The sequence below is a fragment of the Ewingella sp. AOP8-B2-18 genome, from assembly GCF_052376015.1.
In the GTDB taxonomy this organism is placed as follows: domain Bacteria; phylum Pseudomonadota; class Gammaproteobacteria; order Enterobacterales; family Enterobacteriaceae; genus Ewingella; species Ewingella allii.
Genome location: NZ_JBQSVB010000048.1, coordinates 1 through 1,587, shown reverse-complemented (window position 1 = coordinate 1,587; position 1,587 = coordinate 1). Strand labels below are relative to the sequence as shown.

1 protein-coding gene is annotated in these 1,587 nt (G+C 59.8%); it reads left to right on the top strand.

From position 1 onward, the window contains the following. Positions 1-222: 222 nt before the first annotated feature. Positions 223-1,446 (top strand): IS91 family transposase, encoded by a 1,224-nt coding sequence (locus ACT3RR_RS23040; RefSeq protein WP_353504335.1) that lies wholly within the window; start codon positions 223-225, stop codon positions 1,444-1,446. Positions 1,447-1,587 lie beyond the last annotated feature (141 nt).

Below are 1,587 nucleotides of genomic sequence, written 5' to 3'. Positions count from 1 at the left end.
AGCGCCCCTGCGGGGCGAGCACGGCAGCGCTGCTGCCTCAACCGTCTTTAAGATACAGCCTCACCTCAACGCCGACGCCGACGCCGTCTGACTGACCTATAGCTCGCACGGGGGCGCATGCCCCCTGCCGCAACACCCGCATAAAATGAGCACGCCTGCGACGTGAGCCCGCTGGCGCCGGTGCCCTTTTCCTGTTCCCTGCCGCCCTGTAGACTCTGCACCATGTATATTCCCCGACCGGCAAAGCTGCTGTTCCAGCATGATGACGGCTGGAGCCGCTATCTCGACAAACACGGCGACGCCCTCAGCGACTGGACTAAACTCGCCGTCGAGCGCATGCTCGCCTGCGGCACCTGCGCCATGGGCGTGCGCCGTTACTGCTGCGCCTCACCGGACTGCACCCATTCCCGCTTTTTCTGCCAGAGCTGCAAGTCCAAAGCCTGCAGCAGCTGTGGCCTCAAGGCCACTGAGCAGTGGATCGCCGAACAGCAGCACATCCTGCCCGACTGCGACTGGCAGCACATCACGTTTACCATGCCTCACCTGCTGTGGCCGTTCTTCAACAACAACTGGCCCCTGCTCAATGACCTGTTTCGCTGTGCCACTCGCGCCATGCTCCGCTGGGCGCGCCAACAGGGGATCGAAGTCGGCATCTTTTGCGCGCTACACACCTACGGCCGACAGCTGAATCAGCATCCGCATATCCACGTCTCCGTCACCCGCGGCGGCCTCGACATCAAACACAGCACCTGGCGGCAGCTGTTCTTTAAAAAGAAAGAGGTAGAGCAAATCTGGCGCAACGCCGTGGTTTACCTGCTGCGCGACAACTATGCGCAAATCAACCCCGGCGGCCTGCCGGGCCTCGGTCATATCCGTAATGAAGACCGGTGGCACCGTTACCTGCATGCCCAGTATCGCCGTGCCTGGAAAGTGCACTTCGCCAAAAAGACCCGCGGCGCCTGGCGCAGCGTGAAATACCTGGGCCGTTATCTGAAGCGCCCGCCGGTGGCCGCTTCTCAGCTGCGCCACTACCGCGGCGGTGCCGTGGTGCATCAGTATTACGACCACCGAACGCAGCAGCACAAACGCCAGAAAATCAGCCAGGAGGAGATGCTGCAGCGTTACGTCAGCCATATCCCGGCGCGGCATTTTAAAATGGTGCGGTACTACGGTTTTCTGGCCAACCGCAAGCGAGGCTCGCTGCTGCCGAAGGTCTACAATGCGCTGGAAATGACGGTACGGGAAAAACCGAAGCGGCCCGGGTTCGCAGTACTTATGAAGGGCTTCCTGGGCACCGATCCGTACCAGTGCATCCTCTGCAAAGGCCGGCTGCGTTTTGCCGGCGCCATGGCGGGTGAACACGCCACCAAAATGCTGTCCGACAGGCTGCATCGGATGGCTAAAAAACGATGGCTTCAAGCGCCGGATCTGGATAAGTGCGCCTGAAAAATGGGTTTTAGCTTAAAAACACAGCAAAACTGGCATTTACCCGCATTACTCTGCGACAGCCCGCACCATCTGGGGTTCTTCCTTGCCACAGTTCATGGTTAGGAAACCCAATAAGGGTCGATTGAGTTTCCTAACCAT